This window comes from Pseudomonas monteilii NBRC 103158 = DSM 14164 (assembly GCF_000730605.1).
In the GTDB taxonomy this organism is placed as follows: domain Bacteria; phylum Pseudomonadota; class Gammaproteobacteria; order Pseudomonadales; family Pseudomonadaceae; genus Aquipseudomonas; species Aquipseudomonas monteilii.
In genome coordinates, this window is the sequence record NZ_BBIS01000008.1 from 32,156 (window position 1) to 49,601 (window position 17,446).

Here is a 17,446-nt window from a genome sequence, read left to right on the forward strand (position 1 = left end):
CGCAACAACGACCGGCCCGCGATACATAGAGCAAAAAAAACGAAGTGGGTTCAGCATTCGAAGGCGTTTTTCAGCCATTGAAGCGGTCTGCCTGCATGGTGGCTGCCCTGCAGGGCGACTACGTCGAAGCGGCAGGGGTGGTTGCCCCAATGGGGCTCCTTCTGCAGGAACAGGGTGGCGGCAAGCACCAGCCGTTTCTGCTTGCGCCCGTCGATACTGTCGAGGGCGCCTCCGAAGCCCGCGTGCAACCGGTAGCGGACTTCGACGAATACTACTGTATCGGCGTCAAGCATGACCAGATCAAGCTCACCGCCTTTGCACCGCCAGTTGCGCGCCAGCAGTTGCAGACCTTGCCCCTGAAGGTACTCAAGGGCCTGGTTTTCTGCCGCTTGCCCGGCGCGGGTTGGTGATGCTGCGGCCATCAGCGCGGGGTGTCAGGCAGGCGCTTGATCTGGCCGCCGGCAAATTCGGCCCATGGCAGCTGGCGCTCGACGCGTTGGTTGGCGTTGATGCTCAGGCTGCCCGAAAGGCCCATGACGCGGTTGTCCGGCAGTGCTTTCAGCTGGCCCAGGCGCGGCGCCAGGCTGTAGGCATCAACGCCCATGGCATACAGGCGGCCCAGGCTGCCAGCGGCTTGCGGCCACTGTTGCACGACTTGCTGGCGCAGGCTGTTGCTGGTGTCGAGCAACCATGGCGTTTCGCAGAAGCGAATGCCGTTCATGTCATTGTACTGGTTGACGTCGCCGCTGGCGCTGTACAGGTTCGAGGTAGCGTAGACAGGCACGTCACCGGCGTACTGGAAGTTCAGGGTCGGCTTGATCTGCTGTGCCTGCTGTGGGGTCGAGGCGAGGAAGATGAAGTCGATGTCCTGACGGCGCGACGGTTGTGCTGCGATGCTACCGCCTACCGTGCTTTGCAGGCTCTTGGCGCGGCCCTCGCTCTGGCGCAGCTGGAACAGGTCGGCAATTTGCTGGGCCAGGGCGACGGGTTGGGCGATGCGCTCGGCGGCGAGCAGGGTGCCGCCATTGCCTTCCCAGTCCTGGCGGAAGGCGGCCAGTACGCGGTCACCCCATTCGCCACTCGGTACCAGGGCCACGGCGCGAACCATGCCGTCTGCGCGTGCGCGGCGGGCAACTTCGCGGGCCTCGTCTTCGGCAGCCAGGCCGAACTGGAACAGCTGCGGCGGCGCCTTCTGACCGGCGTCAGCGTAGTTCAGGGCCAGAGTGGTAATGGGCAGCTGAGGTTTGGCGGCCAGTTGCTTCACCAGCGGTTTTTCCAGCGGGCCGATGACCAGTTGCACGCCAGCGGCCTGGGCCTGGCGATAGAAATCATCGAGCGAGCCGATGCGCGAGCTGTCGAACACCTGCACTGCAGGCGTTGGCTGGCCGGCCTGCTGGGCCTGGAAGTGGGCGGCCATGAAGCCGTCGCGCAACGCGCGGGCAACACCGGCCAGCGGGCCTTCCTGCGGCAGCAGTAGGGCAATTTTGGTCAGCGGCTGGCTGGCCAGTTCCTTGAGCTTGGTCAGTGCCTGCGGCAGTTGCAGGGCTGCCGGGTGGTCCGGGTGCTGTTTGACCCAGGCTTCGATAGCCGCTTGCTGCTGCTCCAGGGTGCCGGCGCTTTTCACGGCGAAGGCCAGGCTGGTCCAGCCGCTCAGCGTCTGGTCGTTGGCTGGCTGCTGCAGTTGCTCTGCCGGCAGCGAGGCGACCAGTGCCCAGATGGCATCGTTGTTGGCACTGGCGGCCTGGCCGCTGAGCAGCGGGGTCAGCAGTACACGCTGTTGCGCAGCAGCCAGGGCCTGGCCGTCGGCTTCGAGGGCGGCGGCGTGCACGCTGTAGGTGCGTGCTTGCTGCTCTGCCGGAAGCTCGGTGACGCGCTGCAGGCTAGGGTGAGCCAGTGCTGTCAGGGCGGCCTTGGGTTGGTTGCGGCTCATGGCCAGTTCGGCAGCGAGGGTGCTGGCGAACACTTGCTGGGCCGGCTTGAGCGTGTCCAGCGGCACTTGCTCGAGGATGCGTGCGGCGCGTGGGAAATCCTTCTGCTTGTAGGCCAGGTCGGCTGCGCTCAGGCGCAGCAGGGCGGCGTCTTCCGCAGACTTGCTGGAAGCGGCCTTTTCGAGCAGTTGCTCGATGCTGGCATCCGGGGTGCGTGGCAGTTCGCCCAGGCTGGATGAGGGCGAGCTGGCGCAGGCTGCCAGCAGGGCAGCGAGGCAGAGGGCTGTGAGCAGCCGCAGGCAAGCGATCATGTAAAGGTCCTGTTACTCGATCAAGTTGGCCGGCAATTGTACCCAAGCACTGGCCGGGGCGCGATGTCGCCGTGTCGATCCTTCACTATAGGTGGCTTGCCGCCGGTCGCTGGTGAAGTTCTTTGCGCCCTGTTGCAGGCACTCGGGCTACAATGGCGCCTTTGATCCGAATGACAGGTGTGCGCAGTGACTGATGTGGCAGGGGCTTCGAAATCCACGGTGGGGACGCTGTATGTGGTGGCAACCCCTATCGGCAACCTCGATGACATGAGCGCCCGGGCGTTGAAGGTGCTGGCGGACGTGGCGCTGATCGCCGCCGAGGACACCCGCCATTCGGTCCGGCTGTTGCAGCACTTTGGCATCGACACGCCACTGGCGGCCTGTCATGAGCACAACGAGCGCGACGAAGGCGGGCGTTTCCTCACCAAGCTGCTGGCTGGCGAGAACGTGGCATTGGTCTCTGATGCCGGCACCCCGCTGATTTCCGACCCCGGCTACCACTTGGTGCGCCAGGCGCGGGCCGCTGGGGTGAATGTGGTGCCGGTGCCGGGTGCCTGTGCTTTGATCGCTGCGCTGTCGGCGGCCGGCTTGCCGTCGGATCGCTTCATCTTCGAGGGGTTCCTACCAGCCAAGCAGGCGGGGCGCCGGGCACGCCTGGAGCAGGTAAAGGAAGAGCCGCGCACGCTGATCTTCTATGAAGCCCCGCACCGAATCCTGGAGTGCCTTGAAGACATGGAGGCGGTTTTTGGTGGTGACCGCCCGGCATTGCTGGCGCGCGAACTGACCAAGACGTTCGAGACCCTCAAGGGCCTGCCGCTGGCTGAGTTGCGTGCCTTCGTGGCCGGCGACAGCAACCAGCAGCGCGGTGAGTGCGTGGTATTGGTGGGTGGCTGGAGTGCGCCGGAGGGCGAGCAGGCCATCAGTGCCGAGGCCCAGCGGGTGCTCGACCTGTTGTTGGCCGAGTTGCCGCTAAAGCGGGCGGCTGCACTTGCGGCTGAAATTACCGGGGTGCGCAAGAACCTGTTGTATCAACTTGCCCTTGAAAAGCAGAAAGCTGAATAGTGGCAAATTGATATAAATGCCGGTATTGCTTGTTCTTGATCGCGCGTGCCGGTAACCTTGTCGGCGGAGAGTCGATCGGACAGTCGCTGCCTGTTTTTGTTCCGCAACTTTTTGTTGTGTGAGCAGCAGGGGGAGGAAAGTCCGGGCTCCATAGGGCAGAGTGCCAGGTAACGCCTGGGAGGCGTGAGCCTACGGAAAGTGCCACAGAAAATAACCGCCTAAGCACTTCGGTGCCGGTAAGGGTGAAAAGGTGCGGTAAGAGCGCACCGCACGGCTGGCAACAGTGCGTGGCTAGGTAAACCCCACTCGGAGCAAGACCAAATAGGGTTCCATCAGGCGTGGCCCGCGTCGGAACCGGGTAGGTTGCTAGAGGCGTCCAGTGATGGCCGTCGTAGAGGAATGACTGTCCTCGACAAAACCCGGCTTACAGATCGACTCTCCACCTTTCCTTCTCTGCTTCATTCGATAGCAGATCCTCTCTGGTAATACCGAAAAAATCTTACTCTTGATAAATCACTTTAACTTCGAACTCCATTCGCTTGCGTGGGTTTGATTTTTCTCGTCTTTTTTTCTCCTTGGTAGTGCTTCCACCTTCTCTTAACGCGCTAAATCTCGGTCCTGTAAGGCTTTTCCTTATGAACGTGCCTTGACGGTGCTGCGGGCGGATTCCTATAGTGTGCGCAAGTGGCAGAAAGTGGGATGAAGTGGGTTTTCTGACACAAAAAAGCTAACATTGTGGGGAATCGCAGCCGTGTTCCGCGGAGCCAACGCCGTCAGCCTCGATGCCAAGGGTCGTCTCGCCATGCCGAGCCGGTACCGTGACGAGCTCGATTCGCGTTGCAATGGTCAACTGATCGTGACCATCGACGCCGTGGACCCCTGCTTGTGTGTTTATCCCCTCGATGAGTGGGAACAGATAGAAGCCAAGTTGCGTGCCTTGCCGTCGTTGCGTGAGGAAAACCGTCGCCTGCAGCGTTTGCTGATCGGTAATGCGGTTGACCTGGAGCTCGATGGCAGTGGCCGTTTCCTGGTGCCGCCCCGCCTGCGTGAGTACGCCAAGCTCGACAAGAAGGCGATGCTGGTGGGGCAGCTGAACAAATTCCAGCTGTGGGATGAAGATGCCTGGAACGCGGTTTCGGCAGCCGACCTTGCAGCTATTCAACAACCGGGCGCCATGCCCGACGAATTGCGTGACCTGATCCTGTGACCATAGATAGCGGCTTCAACCACATTACCGTCCTGCTCGACGAAGCTGTCGAGGCATTGGCCCTGCGCGCCGACGGTTGCTATCTGGACGGCACCTTTGGCCGTGGCGGACACAGCCGGCTGATTCTCAGCAAGCTCGGGCCGCAAGGGCGGCTGCTGGGCTTCGATAAAGATCCACAGGCGATTGCCACAGGGCAAGCGCTGGCGGCCGAAGACGGCCGCTTTGTCATTGTGCAGCGCAGCTTTGCCGAGCTGGGCGCGGAAGTGGCCGAGCGCGGCCTGCACGGCAAGGTCAGCGGCGTGTTGCTGGACCTTGGTGTGTCGTCGCCGCAACTGGATGACCCCGAGCGTGGTTTCAGCTTCCTCAATGACGGCCCGCTGGACATGCGCATGAACCCGGCCCAGGGCATCAGTGCCGCCGAGTTCATCGCCACCGCGCCGATGGAAGAAATTGCCCGCGTCTTCAAGGAGTACGGTGAAGAGCGCTTCGCCGGCCGCATGGCGCGTGCCGTGGTCGAGCGCCGTGAAAAGGAGCCTTTCACCCGTACCGCCGACCTGGCGGAAGTACTCAAGGTGGCCAACCCTGCCTGGGAAAAAGGCAAGAACCCGGCTACCCGTGCCTTCCAGGGCCTTCGCATTCACGTCAACAACGAACTGGGTGATCTGGAAGCCGGTCTTGAGGCCGCGCTCGATGCCCTCGAAGTCGGTGGCCGCCTGGCGGTGATCAGCTTCCACTCGCTGGAAGACCGTATCGTCAAGCTGTTCATGCGCAAGCTGGTCAAGGGCGAGGCCGACAACCTGCCGCGCAACCTGCCGGTACAGCACAAGGCCTTCGAGCCGAAAATCAAGCTTATCGGCAAGGCCCAGTTCGCCTCCGAAGCCGAGCTCAAGGCCAACCCACGGTCGCGTAGCGCCGTGATGCGCGTGGCGGAGAAGCTGCGGTGAGCAGGCTGTTTGCCAAACCCTTGCCAGGCGGAAGCTTCCTGATGCTTCTGCTGTTCGTTGCCGTGCTGGTTTCGGCTATCGCCGTGTCCTACAGCGCGCACTGGAACCGTCAGTTGCTCAACACCTTGTACGGTGAGCTGAACGAGCGTGACAAGGCCCAGGCCGAGTGGGGGCGTCTGATTCTTGAACAGAGCACCTGGACTGCTGCCAGCCGTATCGAGAACCTGGCTTCCGAGCAGTTGAATATGCGCGTACCTTCGGCTGACGAAGTACGGATGGTGGCGCCATGATGAAACTCGAAGGCGCACTCTACCCGTGGCGCTTCCGCGTGGTGATCGGCCTGCTGGCCATCATGGTCGGTGCCATTTGCTGGCGCATCATCGATTTGCAGGTCGTTGACCGTGACTTCCTCAAGGGGCAGGGCGACGCGCGTAGCCTGCGTCATATCCCTATTCCGGCGCACCGTGGCCTGATTACTGACCGCAACGGTGAACCGCTGGCCGTGAGCACCCCGGTTACCACCCTGTGGGCAAACCCCAAGGAAATGCAGGCGTCCAAAGACCGCTGGCCGCAGTTGGCCGCAGCGCTTGGGCAAAACCCGCAGCAGTTGACCGAGCGCCTGACCCAGCAAGCCAACAAGGAATTCATCTACCTGGTCCGCGGCCTGACCCCTGAGCAGGGCCAACATGTGCTCGACCTGAAAGTGCCCGGTGTGTACGGCCTGGAAGAATTCCGTCGCTTCTACCCGGCCGGTGATGTCACTGCGCACATGGTCGGCTTCACCGACCTCGACGACCATGGTCGCGAAGGTGTCGAGTTGGCCTACGACGAGTGGCTGGCCGGCGTGCCCGGCAAGCGCCAGGTGATCAAGGACCGGCGCGGCAGGCTGATCAAAGACATCCAGGTAACCAAGAACGCCAAGGCCGGTAAGACCTTGGCGTTGTCGATAGACCTGCGCCTGCAGTACCTGGCCACCCGCGAACTGCGCAACGCCATTGCCGAACAGGACGCCAAGGCCGGCAGCCTGGTGATCATGGACGTCAAGACCGGTGAGGTCCTGGCCATGGTCAACCAGCCGACCTACAACCCCAACAACCGCCGCAGCATGTTCCCGGCCGCCATGCGTAACCGGGCGATCATCGACGTGTTCGAGCCGGGCTCCACGGTCAAGCCGATCTCCATGAGTGCGGCGCTGCAGAGCGGCCGCTGGAAACCGACCGACAAGGTCGAGGTGTACCCGGGCAGCCTGCAGATCGGCCGCTACACCATCAAGGACGTGTCGCGCAGTGAAGGCCCGATCCTCGACCTGACCGGCATCCTGATCAACTCCAGTAACGTCGGCATGAGCAAGATCGCCTTCGATATTGGCGGTGAGGCTATCTACCGCGTCATGTCCCAGGTCGGCCTGGGTCAGTACACCGGCCTTGGCTTCCCGGGTGAGCGCGTCGGTAACCTGCCTAACCACCGCGAGTGGCGCAAGGCCGAGACCGCAACCTTGTCCTATGGCTATGGCGTGTCGGTGACCGCCCTGCAACTGGTGCATGCCTACGCGGCGCTGGCCAACGACGGCAAGATGGTGCCGCTGTCGATCCTCAAGGTCGATAAGGCGCCGGACGCTGTGCAGGCCATTCCAAAGGAAACCGCCGAAACCGTTCAGGGCATGCTGCAGCAGGTGATCGAAGCGCCGCGTGGCGTGTTCCGCGCCCAGGTGCCGTTCTATCACGTGGCCGGCAAGTCCGGTACCGCGCGTAAGGCCACCGTGGGTTCCAAGGGCTACACCGAAAACGCCTACCGCTCGCTGTTCGCCGGCTTCGGTCCGATGAGCGACCCGCGCTACGCCATCGTTGTAGTCATCGACGAGCCGGGTAAAGGCGGCTACTTCGGTGGCCTGGTTTCTGCGCCGGTATTCAGCAAGGTCATGTCCGGCACCCTGCGCCTGATGAACGTGCCGCCGGATAACCTGCCGCCACCAGCGCCAGCGGCACCCGCCGTGCAATCGCAAGTCAACGCAGCAGCCGCCAAGGGAGGGCGTGGATGATGACAATGCCATTGAGCAAACTTTTCGCCCACGCCAGCCGTGACCCGCTGATTCGTGAGCTGACCCTGGACAGCCGCAATGTACGCCCGGGTGACCTGTTCCTGGCCGTGCCGGGCGCCAAGGTAGATGGTCGTGAGCATATTGCCGATGCCCTGGCCCGTGGCGCCGCTGCCGTGGCCTACGAAGAGCAGGGCGCCAACGTGCTGCCGCTGACCGATGTGCCGCTGATTCCGGTCAAAGGCCTGATCGCTCAGTTGTCGGATATTGCCGGGCGCTTCTATGGCGAGCCCAGCCGCCAGTTGAACCTGGTGGGGGTGACCGGCACCAACGGAAAGACCAGCGTTACCCAACTGGTGGCCCAGGCGCTCGACCTGCTCGGCCAGCGCTGTGGCCTGATTGGCACCCTGGGGACCGGGTTCTACGGTGAGCTGCAGAGCGGCCGCCTGACCACGCCCGACCCGATCGCCGTACAGTCGACCCTCAACGACCTCAAGAAAGGTGGCGCAAAGGCCGTGGCCATGGAGGTTTCCTCCCATGCTCTGGAGCAGGGCCGGGTCGCCGCGCTGGAATTCGACATCGCGGTCATGACCAACCTGTCCCGCGACCACCTGGACTACCACGGCAGCATGGAGGCCTATGAGGCCGCCAAGGCCAAACTGTTCGCCTGGCCGAGCCTGCGCTGCCAGGTGGTCAACCTGGATGACAATTTCGGCCGTCGCCTGGCCGCCGATTTTGCCCGTCGCCCGAGTCTCGACCATATCGAGACCCGGTTGCTCAGCTACAGCCTGGAGAACCCGGAGGCTTCGCTGTTCTGCCGCGAAGCCGTGTTCAATGACGATGGCGTGCGCGCCACCCTGGTCACCGCCCAGGGCGAACGTACCCTGCGCAGCCAGTTGCTGGGCCGCTTCAACCTGAGCAACATGCTCGCCGCCGTGGCGACCCTGTTGGCGCTGGACTATGCGCTGGACGAAATCCTCAAGGTCACCCCGCAACTGCAAGGGCCGGTAGGCCGCATGCAGCGCCTGGGTGGCGGCGACAAGCCGCTGGTGGTGGTCGACTACGCGCACACCCCGGACGCCCTCGAGAAAGTGCTCGAAGCCCTGCGCCCGCACGCCCACGGCAAGCTGCTGTGCCTGTTCGGCTGCGGTGGCGACCGTGATCGCGGCAAGCGCCCGCTGATGGCCGAAGTGGCCGAGCGCCTGGCCGACCGCGTACTGGTCACCGATGACAACCCGCGTACCGAAGACCCGCTGCGCATTTTCGACGACATCCGCCCCGGTTTCGCCAAGCCTGCCGAGGTCGAGTTCGTCGCAGGCCGTGGTGAAGCCATCGCGCACCTGATTGCCACCGCTGCTGCCAACGACGTGATCGTGCTGGCCGGCAAAGGGCACGAGGATTATCAGGAGATCAATGGCCAGCGCCATGACTTCTCCGACCTGACCGAAGCCGAGAAGGCACTTGCAGCCTGGGAGGCTCCACATGCTTAAGCCGCTGTCACTCAGCCAGCTGACCACAGCACTGAGTGGTCAACAAATCGGTGGCGACGCCACCTTCAACGGTGTCAGCATCGACAGCCGCAGCGTCAGCGCCGGGCAACTGTTCGTCGCCTTGGCAGGTCCGCGTTTCGATGGTCATGACTACCTGGCCGATGTGAAGGCCAAAGGCGCGGTCGCTGCCCTGGTCGAGCGTGAAGTGGCCGGTGTCGATCTGCCGCAATTGCTGGTCAAGGATTGCCGGGTAGCGCTCGGTCAACTCGGTGCCTTGAACCGTGCCGCTTTCGACAAGCCTGTTGTTGCCATTACCGGTTCCAGCGGCAAGACCACCGTCAAGGAGATGCTCGCCAGCATCCTGCGTACCCGTGGCCTTGTACACGCCACCCGTGGCAACCTGAACAACGACCTCGGCGCGCCGCTGACCCTGCTGGAGATCGCCCCTGAGCACAGCGCGGCGGTGATCGAGCTGGGCGCCTCGCGCATTGGTGAAATCCGCTACACCGTCGGCCTGACGAAGCCTCAGGTGGTCATCATCAACAATGCCGGTACCGCCCACGTTGGCGAGTTCGGCGGGCCGGAAAAGATCGTTGAAGCCAAGGGCGAGATTCTCGAAGGCCTGGGCGAGGGCGGTACTGCCATCCTCAACCTGTCTGACAAGGCGTTCGACATCTGGCGCAAGCGTGCCGGCAAGCACCGCATTTTCACCTTTGCACTGGATAACCCGCAGGCAGACTTCCATGCCAGTCATATTGGTCGTGATGCCCGGGGCTGCCCGTCGTTCACCCTGCATGGGCCTGATGGCAGCGTGCCGGTGCAGCTGAACCTGCTGGGTACCCACAACGTCAGCAATGCCTTGGCCGCTGCGGCTGCCGCCCATGCCGTTGGTCTGAGCCTTAGCGGCATCGCCGCCGGCCTGGCTGCGGTACAACCGGTCAAGGGCCGCACCGTCGCGCAGATCGCGCCGAACGGTGTGCGGGTAATTGACGACAGTTACAACGCAAATCCCACCTCCATGTGCGCGGCCATTGATATACTCGCCGGCTTTTCCGGGCGCACCGTCCTGGTGCTTGGAGATATCGGCGAACTGGGGCAATGGGCGGAAGAAGGCCACCGTCAGGTGGGGGACTACGCGCGTGGCAAGGTCGATGCCCTATACGCAGTGGGTTCCAACATGACATATGCGGTCAAGGCGTTCGGCGCCAATGGTCGTCATTTCGCTACTCAAGCTGAGCTGATCGACGCCGTTAGCGCCGAAAGTGCCAGCGACACCACTATCTTGATCAAGGGCTCGCGCAGCGCTGCGATGGAAAACGTCGTGGCGGCATTGTGCGGTGCCAGCGGGGAGAAACATTAATGCTGCTGCTGTTGGCCGAGTATCTGCAACAGTTCCACAAAGGCTTCGCGGTCTTCCAGTACCTGTCCCTGCGTGGGATTCTTGGTGTACTGACCGCGTTGTCCCTGGCGCTGTGGCTGGGGCCGTGGATGATCCGTACCCTGCAAATTCGTCAGATCGGCCAGGCCGTGCGTAACGACGGCCCGCAATCGCACCTGTCCAAGTCCGGCACCCCGACCATGGGTGGCGCATTGATCCTGTCGGCCATCGCCATCAGCACGCTGCTGTGGGCTGATCTGTCCAACCGCTACGTGTGGGTGGTGCTGATCGTGACCCTGGCGTTCGGTGCCATCGGTTGGGTCGACGACTACCGTAAGGTGATCGAAAAGAACTCGCGTGGCCTGCCAAGCCGCTGGAAGTACTTCTGGCAGTCGGTGTTCGGTCTGGCTGCGGCCGTGTTCCTGTACAAGACCGCGCCGACCAGCGTCGAGACGACGTTGATCCTGCCGTTCATCAAGGACGTCACCATCCCGCTGGGCATCGGCTTCGTGGTGCTGACCTACTTCGTCATCGTCGGCTCCAGCAACGCGGTCAACCTCACCGACGGCCTCGACGGCCTGGCAATCATGCCGACGGTGATGGTCGGCGGCGCCCTGGGCATCTTCTGCTACCTGTCGGGTAACGTGAAGTTCGCCGAATACCTGCTGATCCCTTACGTGCCGGGCTCGGGTGAACTCATCGTGTTCTGCGGCGCGCTGATCGGTGCGGGCCTGGGCTTCCTGTGGTTCAACACCTACCCGGCGCAAGTGTTCATGGGTGACGTCGGTGCGCTGGCACTGGGCGCGGCGCTGGGCACTATCGCGGTCATCGTTCGCCAGGAAATCGTCTTGTTCATCATGGGCGGCATCTTCGTCATGGAAACCTTGTCGGTGGTGATCCAGGTCGCCTCCTTCAAGCTGACCGGCAAGCGCGTGTTCCGCATGGCGCCGATCCACCACCACTTTGAACTCAAGGGCTGGCCAGAGCCACGGGTGATCGTCCGCTTCTGGATCATCACCGTGATTCTGGTGCTGATTGGCCTTGCAACCCTGAAGCTGAGGTAGATGAGCGTGTCTTTGATCGCTTCCGACCAATTCCGCATCGTTGTCGGCCTCGGCAAGAGCGGTATGTCCCTGGTTCGCTTCCTGGCGAACCGGGGCATTGCCTTTGCGGTCGCCGACACCCGCGAGCAACCGCCGGAACTGGACACCCTGCGCCGTGATTACCCGCAGGTGGAAGTGCGCTGTGGTGAGCTGGACGTGGACTTCCTGTGCCGCGCCAACGAACTGTACGTAAGCCCTGGCCTGGCCCTGGCCACGCCAGCCCTGCAGCAGGCTGCTGCGCGTGGTGTGAAACTGTCCGGTGACATCGAACTGTTCGCCCGCAACGCCAAAGCGCCGATCATTGCCATCAGTGGCTCCAACGCCAAGAGCACTGTCACTACCCTGGTCGGCGAAATGGCCGCCAAGGCGGGCAAGCGTGTAGCGGTGGGTGGCAACCTCGGTACCCCGGCGCTGGACCTGCTGGCCGATGACGTCGAGCTGTACGTGCTGGAACTGTCCAGCTTCCAGTTGGAAACCACCGACCAGCTCAACGCCGAAGTGGCCACCGTGCTGAACATCAGCGAAGACCATATGGACCGCTACAGCGGCCTGCCGGCCTACCACCTGGCCAAGCACCGGATTTTCCGCGGCGCGAAGCAGGTTGTGGTCAACCGCCAGGACGCCCTGAGCCGGCCGCTGCCGGTGGAAGGCCGCCCGTGCTGGACCTTCGGTCTCAACCAGCCGGACTTCAAGGCCTTCGGCCTGCGCGAAGTGGACGGCGAGAAATACCTGGCGTTCGAGTTCCAGGCGCTGATGCCAGCGCGTGAACTGAAGATTCGTGGTGCGCACAACCAAAGCAATGCCTTGGCGGCGTTGGCCTTGGGGCATGCTGCAGGCCTGCCCTTCGAACCCATGCTAGAAGCGCTGCGCGAGTTCGGTGGCCTGGCCCATCGCTGCCAGTGGGTGCGTGAGCGCAATGGCGTGAACTGGTACGACGATTCCAAGGCCACCAACGTCGGTGCAGCCTTGGCCGCCATCGAAGGCCTGGGTGCCGATATCGAAGGCAAACTGGTCCTGATCGCCGGTGGCGACGGCAAAGGTGCCGAGTTCACGGCCTTGCGTGAGCCGGTCAAGCGCTTCTGCCGGGCCGTGGTACTGCTTGGCCGTGATGCCGAGCGCCTGGCCGAGGCCCTGGGTGATGACGTGCCACTGGTACGGGTCAAGACCCTCGATGACGCCGTGCAACAGTGTGCCGAACTGGCTCAGGCCGGCGATGCCGTGCTGCTGTCGCCCGCATGTGCCAGCCTCGACATGTTCAAGAACTTCGAAGAACGCGGGCGCCTGTTCGCCCAGGCAGCGGGAGGCCTTGCATGATCTTCGGCATCTTCAAGCCCTACCCGTCACCGCTGATCAGCGGCCGCGGCATCGACCTGGACTTCCCGATGCTGGCCGGTTGCCTGGCCTTGCTGGGCCTGGGCCTGGTGATGATCACCTCGGCGTCGTCGGAAGTGGCTGCCGTGCAGTCGGGCAACCCGCTTTATCACATGTTCCGTCACCTGGTGTACGTGTTCCTGGGCCTGGTGGCCTGTGGCGCGACCATGCTGGTGCCGATCGCCACCTGGCAGCGCATGGGCTTTTTGATGCTGCTGGGCGCCTTCGGCCTGCTGGTGCTGGTGCTGGTGCCGGGTATCGGCCGTGAGGTGAACGGTTCGATGCGCTGGATCGGTTTCAGCTTTTTCAACGTGCAGCCTTCGGAAATCGCCAAGGTGTTCGTGGTCGTCTACCTGGCCGGTTACCTGGTACGTCGGCAAACCGAGGTACGCGAGACCTGGATGGGCTTCTTCAAACCGTTCATCGTGCTGCTGCCCATGGCTGCCTTGCTGCTGATGGAGCCGGACTTCGGCGCCACCGTGGTAATGATGGGCGCCGCAGCGGCCATGCTGTTCCTGGGCGGGGTGGGGCTGTTCCGTTTCAGTCTGATGGTGGTGTTGGCGGTGCTGGCGGTGTTCGTACTGGTACAGGCGCAGCCGTACCGGATGGCGCGGCTTATCACCTTTACCGACCCGTGGTCCGACCAGTTCGGCTCGGGCTACCAGTTGACCCAGGCGCTGATTGCCTTCGGCCGTGGCGAGTGGCTGGGCGTTGGCCTGGGCAACAGCGTGCAGAAGCAGTTTTACCTGCCCGAAGCGCACACCGACTTCGTGTTCTCGGTATTGGCCGAGGAACTGGGCGTTGTCGGTTCGCTGGTCACTATCGCACTGTTCGTGTTCGTGACCGTGCGAGCCCTGTACATCGGCCTGTGGGCCGAAAAAGCCAAGCAGTTCTTTGCTGCGTATGTGGCCTTTGGCCTGGCGTTCCTGTGGATTGGCCAGTTCCTGATCAACATCGGCGTTAACGTCGGCCTGCTGCCGACCAAAGGCCTGACCCTGCCGTTCCTCAGTTACGGGGGCAGCTCGCTGGTGATCTGCTGCGCCTGCGTGGGCTTGTTGCTGCGCATCGAGTGGGAAAGCCGTACGCACCTGGGCAGCGAGGAACACGAATTCAGCGAAAGCGATTTTGCCGAGGAGACCAGTCATGGCCGCTGACGGCAAGAACGTACTGATCATGGCTGGCGGCACCGGGGGCCACGTGTTCCCGGCCCTGGCCTGTGCGCGGGAGTTCCAGGCGCGCGGTTACAGCGTGCACTGGCTGGGCACCCCGCGTGGCATTGAAAACGAGCTGGTGCCACAGGCTGGCTTGCCACTGCACCTGATTCAGGTCAGCGGCCTGCGCGGCAAAAGCAAACTGTCGCTGCTCAAGGCGCCGTTCACCCTGGTCAAGGCCGTGCTGCAGGCTCGGCGCATCATTCGCCAGATCAAGCCGGTATGCGTACTGGGCTTTGGTGGCTACGTGACCGGCCCCGGCGGTGTGGCCGCGCGGTTGTGTGGCGTGCCGCTGGTGATCCACGAACAGAACGCGCGTGCAGGTACCGCCAATCGGCTGCTGGTGCCGCTCTCGGCGCGGGTCTGCGAAGCTTTCCCGAATACCTTCGAGGCCAGCGACAAGCGTCGTACCACCGGCAACCCGGTGCGCCCGGAGTTGTTCATGGATGCGCAACGCGCCCCCTTGGCCGAGCGCCGTGCACGCCTGTTGGTGCTCGGTGGCAGCCTGGGTGCGGAACCATTGAACAAATTGTTGCCTAAGGCCCTGTCCGAAGTGCCCGCCACCCTGCGGCCAGAGGTGTTCCACCAGGCCGGCAAGCAACACGCGCCGATTACCGCCGAGCGTTATCACGAGGCGGGCGTCGAGGCTCAGGTAGAGCCCTTTATCAAGGACATGGCCCAAGCCTATGGCTGGGCCGACATGGTGGTGTGCCGGGCCGGTGCCCTGACCGTCAGCGAGCTGGCGGCAGCAGGCCTGCCCTCGATGCTGGTGCCTTTGCCCCACGCCATCGACGATCACCAGACCCACAACGCCCAATATCTGGCCCGAGAAGGCGCTGCCTTCCTGATGCCACAAGCGACAACTGGCGCAGCGCAGCTCGCTGAACGCCTGAACGAGGTGCTGATGCAACCCGAAAAACTCAACGTCATGGCAGGCACCGCACGGCGCCTGGCCAAACCTGCTGCAACCAGCACCGTGGTCGATATCTGCCTGGAGGTGGCCCATGGTTGAGAGCCAGAAAGCCATGCCCCAGCCGAAGATGGGCCGTATCCGCCGTATCCACTTCGTCGGTATCGGCGGCGTGGGCATGTGCGGTATTGCCGAAGTGCTGCTGAACCTGGGCTATGAAGTGTCCGGTTCCGACCTGAAAGCCTCGCCGGTGACCGAGCGCCTGGAATCGTTCGGTGCCGAGATCTTCGTCGGCCACCGCGCCGAAAACGCTGCCACCGCCGATGTGCTGGTGGTGTCCAGCGCCATCAACCCGGCCAACCCGGAAGTGGCCACCGCCCTGGAGCGCCGCATTCCGGTAGTGCCGCGCGCCGAGATGCTCGCCGAGCTGATGCGCTATCGCCATGGCGTGGCCGTGGCCGGTACCCATGGCAAGACCACCACCACCAGCCTGCTGGCCTCGGTGTTCGCGGCCGGCGGCCTGGACCCGACCTTCGTCATCGGTGGCCGCCTGACCGCTGCCGGTACCAATGCCCAGTTGGGCACCAGCCGCTACCTGATCGCCGAAGCGGATGAAAGCGATGCCAGCTTCCTGCACCTGCAGCCCATGGTGGCCGTGGTCACCAACATCGACGCCGACCACATGGCGACCTATGAAGGTGACTTCAACAAGCTGAAGAAAACCTTCGTCGAGTTCCTGCACAACCTGCCGTTCTACGGCCTGGCCGTGATGTGCCTGGACGACCCGGTGGTGCGCGAGATCCTGCCGCAGGTGAAGCGCCCGACCGTGACCTATGGCTTCAGCGAAGAGGCCGACATCCGCGCCATCAACGTGCGCCAGCAGGGCATGCAAACGCACTTCACCGTGCTGCGTCGCGACCGCGAGCCACTTGAGGTGTCGGTGAACATGCCCGGCAACCACAACGTGCTCAATGCCCTGGCCACCATTGCCATCGCCACTGACGAAGGCATCACCGACGAGGCCATCATCCAGGGGCTGTCCGGCTTCCAGGGTGTCGGCCGACGCTTCCAGGTGTATGGCGAACTGCCGGTCGAAGGCGGCAGCGTGATGCTGGTCGACGACTACGGCCACCACCCGACCGAAGTGGCGGCGGTGATCAAGGCCGTGCGGGGGGGCTGGCCAAGCCGCCGCCTGGTGATCGTCTACCAGCCGCACCGCTACAGCCGCACCCGCGACCTGTACGACGATTTCGTCCAGGTGCTGGGCGATGCCAACGTGCTACTGCTGATGGAGGTCTACCCGGCCGGCGAAGAGCCGATCCCTGGTGCCGACAGCCGCCAGCTGTGCCACAGCATCCGCCAGCGCGGCAAGCTGGACCCGATCTACATCGAACGTGGCGCCGAGCTGGCACCGTTGGTGAAACCACTGCTGCGTGCTGGTGACATCCTGATCTGCCAGGGTGCCGGTGATGTCGGCGGCCTGGCCCCGCAATTGATGAAAAGCCCGCTGTTCGCTGGCGCCAAGCAGGAGAAGTCGAAATGACCAGCGCCTACGAAAAGCTGCACTCGACCCTGGACGTCAAGGCGTTCGGCCGTGTCGCCGTGCTGTACGGTGGCAAGAGCGCCGAGCGTGAAGTCTCGCTGAAGTCCGGCGCTGCGGTGATCGATGCCCTGACCACTGCCGGTGTCGACGTGGTCGCCATCGATGTGGGTGACGACCTGCTCGACCGCCTGCAAAGCGAGAAGATCGACCGCGCCTTCATCATCCTCCACGGCCGTGGCGGTGAAGACGGCAGCATGCAAGGGCTGCTGGAATGCCTGGGTATTCCCTACACCGGCAGCGGTATCCTTGCTTCTGCGTTGGCCATGGACAAACTGCGCACCAAGCAGGTGTGGCAGAGCCTGGGTATTCCCACCCCGCGCCACGCCGTGTTGGCGAGTGAAAGCGATTGTTTGCAGGCCAGTACGGAACTGGGCTTCCCGCTTATCGTCAAACCCGCCCATGAAGGCTCTAGCATCGGCATGGCCAAGGTGAACAGCGCCCAGGAACTGGTCGCTGCCTGGCAGGACGCCGCCAAATACGATTCCCAGGTATTGGTGGAGCAGTGGATCCACGGCCCGGAGTTCACCATCGCAGTCTTGCGCGGTCAGGTGCTGCCGCCGATCGCCCTGGGTACGCCGCATGTGTTCTACGACTACGACGCCAAGTACATCGCCAACGATACCCAGTACCGCATCCCGTGCGGCCTGGACAGTGTCAAGGAACAGGAACTGATCGACCTGACCGCACGCGCCTGCGATGCCATCGGCATCGAAGGCTGGGGGCGTCTGGACGTGATGCAGGACGAGCAGGGCCGGTTCTGGCTGCTCGAAGTCAACACCGCACCCGGCATGACTGATCATAGCCTGGTGCCCATGGCGGCCCGCGCGGCTGGCCTGGACTTCCAGCAACTGGTGCTGGCAATCCTGGCTGAAAGCGTGGCGACGCGAGGTTAA

Annotated in this window: 15 protein-coding genes and 1 other RNA gene; 14 read left to right on the forward strand and 2 right to left on the reverse strand. The window is 63.4% G+C overall.

Features of this window, described 5'->3' with window-relative positions; translation table 11 throughout:
- Window positions 1-50: 50 nt before the first annotated feature.
- Both PM2_RS29655 and PM2_RS02675 read right to left on the reverse strand, forming a co-directional pair.
- Entirely contained in the window at window positions 51-422 is a 372-nt protein-coding gene (locus PM2_RS29655; protein ID WP_019098045.1) for a YraN family protein, read from the reverse strand.
- Window positions 422-2,239 carry a penicillin-binding protein activator gene (locus PM2_RS02675; protein WP_028698613.1) on the reverse strand — a complete coding sequence of 606 codons (1,818 nt, stop codon included), beginning with the start codon at window positions 2,237-2,239 and terminating at the stop codon, window positions 422-424. Before PM2_RS02675 ends, PM2_RS29655 begins: the two co-directional genes overlap by 1 nt.
- A 186-nt stretch (window positions 2,240-2,425) precedes the next feature.
- On the opposite strand from PM2_RS02675, the gene rsmI reads away from it, so the two are divergent.
- The 14 genes from rsmI (at window position 2,426) to PM2_RS02740 (ending at window position 17,446) form a co-directional block, all read left to right on the forward strand.
- Window positions 2,426-3,301, forward strand: coding sequence for a 16S rRNA (cytidine(1402)-2'-O)-methyltransferase (gene rsmI / locus PM2_RS02680; RefSeq protein WP_016713554.1), 876 nt, complete (start codon window positions 2,426-2,428; stop codon window positions 3,299-3,301).
- A 67-nt stretch (window positions 3,302-3,368) separates the two neighbouring features.
- Window positions 3,369-3,744: RNase P RNA component class A (gene rnpB / locus PM2_RS29495), an RNA gene on the forward strand.
- A 308-nt stretch (window positions 3,745-4,052) separates the two neighbouring features.
- Window positions 4,053-4,508, forward strand: a complete 456-nt coding sequence (gene mraZ, locus PM2_RS02685) for a division/cell wall cluster transcriptional repressor MraZ (protein ID WP_004575120.1) — start codon at window positions 4,053-4,055, stop codon at window positions 4,506-4,508.
- Entirely contained in the window at window positions 4,505-5,452 is a 948-nt protein-coding gene (gene rsmH, locus PM2_RS02690; protein ID WP_016713555.1) for a 16S rRNA (cytosine(1402)-N(4))-methyltransferase RsmH, read from the forward strand. The genes mraZ and rsmH overlap by 4 nt, the downstream gene beginning before the upstream one ends.
- Window positions 5,449-5,742 (forward strand): cell division protein FtsL, encoded by a 294-nt coding sequence (ftsL, locus tag PM2_RS02695; RefSeq protein ID WP_016713556.1) that lies wholly within the window; start codon window positions 5,449-5,451, stop codon window positions 5,740-5,742. Before rsmH ends, ftsL begins: the two co-directional genes overlap by 4 nt.
- On the forward strand, window positions 5,742-7,490 hold the full coding sequence (locus PM2_RS02700; RefSeq protein WP_161775512.1) for a peptidoglycan D,D-transpeptidase FtsI family protein: 1,749 nt from the start codon (window positions 5,742-5,744) through the stop codon (window positions 7,488-7,490). The genes ftsL and PM2_RS02700 overlap by 1 nt, the downstream gene beginning before the upstream one ends.
- Entirely contained in the window at window positions 7,487-8,977 is a 1,491-nt protein-coding gene (locus PM2_RS02705) for a UDP-N-acetylmuramoyl-L-alanyl-D-glutamate--2,6-diaminopimelate ligase (RefSeq protein ID WP_016713558.1), read from the forward strand. The genes PM2_RS02700 and PM2_RS02705 overlap by 4 nt, the downstream gene beginning before the upstream one ends.
- Complete coding sequence (locus tag PM2_RS02710; RefSeq protein WP_016713559.1) at window positions 8,970-10,337, forward strand: UDP-N-acetylmuramoyl-tripeptide--D-alanyl-D-alanine ligase; 1,368 nt, start codon at window positions 8,970-8,972, stop codon at window positions 10,335-10,337. The genes PM2_RS02705 and PM2_RS02710 overlap by 8 nt, the downstream gene beginning before the upstream one ends.
- Window positions 10,337-11,419 carry a phospho-N-acetylmuramoyl-pentapeptide-transferase gene (gene mraY, locus PM2_RS02715; protein WP_016713560.1) on the forward strand — a complete coding sequence of 361 codons (1,083 nt, stop codon included), beginning with the start codon at window positions 10,337-10,339 and terminating at the stop codon, window positions 11,417-11,419. Before PM2_RS02710 ends, mraY begins: the two co-directional genes overlap by 1 nt.
- Before the next feature lie 6 nt (window positions 11,420-11,425).
- The gene (murD, locus tag PM2_RS02720) at window positions 11,426-12,772 is read left to right on the forward strand and encodes a UDP-N-acetylmuramoyl-L-alanine--D-glutamate ligase (RefSeq protein ID WP_028698611.1); all 1,347 of its coding nucleotides are present in this window, start codon (window positions 11,426-11,428) and stop codon (window positions 12,770-12,772) included.
- On the forward strand, window positions 12,769-13,983 hold the full coding sequence (gene ftsW, locus PM2_RS02725) for a putative lipid II flippase FtsW (RefSeq protein ID WP_016713562.1): 1,215 nt from the start codon (window positions 12,769-12,771) through the stop codon (window positions 13,981-13,983). The genes murD and ftsW overlap by 4 nt, the downstream gene beginning before the upstream one ends.
- Window positions 13,973-15,052, forward strand: coding sequence for an undecaprenyldiphospho-muramoylpentapeptide beta-N-acetylglucosaminyltransferase (gene murG, locus PM2_RS02730; protein ID WP_016713563.1), 1,080 nt, complete (start codon window positions 13,973-13,975; stop codon window positions 15,050-15,052). Before ftsW ends, murG begins: the two co-directional genes overlap by 11 nt.
- On the forward strand, window positions 15,045-16,493 hold the full coding sequence (gene murC / locus PM2_RS02735) for a UDP-N-acetylmuramate--L-alanine ligase (RefSeq protein WP_016713564.1): 1,449 nt from the start codon (window positions 15,045-15,047) through the stop codon (window positions 16,491-16,493). Before murG ends, murC begins: the two co-directional genes overlap by 8 nt.
- A complete protein-coding gene (locus PM2_RS02740) occupies window positions 16,490-17,446 on the forward strand; it encodes a D-alanine--D-alanine ligase (RefSeq protein ID WP_028698610.1) in 957 nt (318 codons plus the stop codon). Before murC ends, PM2_RS02740 begins: the two co-directional genes overlap by 4 nt.